This is a genomic window from Staphylococcus pasteuri, from assembly GCF_030547725.1.
Classification (GTDB): domain Bacteria; phylum Bacillota; class Bacilli; order Staphylococcales; family Staphylococcaceae; genus Staphylococcus; species Staphylococcus pasteuri.
This window is the reverse complement of record NZ_JAUOQO010000720.1, coordinates 1-247: the sequence shown is the minus strand read 5'-3', so window position 1 is coordinate 247 and position 247 is coordinate 1. Positions and strand designations below refer to the sequence as shown.

At 62.3% G+C, this 247-nt stretch carries 1 pseudogene; it reads right to left on the bottom strand.

The window, feature by feature from the left end:
* A pseudogene (locus Q4528_RS15260) lies at window positions 1-247 on the bottom strand (acetoacetate--CoA ligase); the annotation flags it as partial.

Sequence of the window (247 nt, the reverse complement as noted above, 5' to 3'; positions counted from 1 at the left end):
CTCGTCGGCCTCAATCACGACGGTATCGCCGTCCGCGCCCTGCAACATGGTTTCGGCCAGATTCAGCTGTGCATCAGGAAAGAAGCGCGCGCCGGTCATCCATGCCGTGTCATCCGGCACAAACGCACGGGCGCCCTTGTCTCCGGGAACGCCACAAAAGTCCCAGAGCGCCGACCAGAAACCGCCCAGGTCGCTCACCGACCAGCGGTGCAAGGCGACATAATTCTTGGGGTCGAAACCCTGCAAC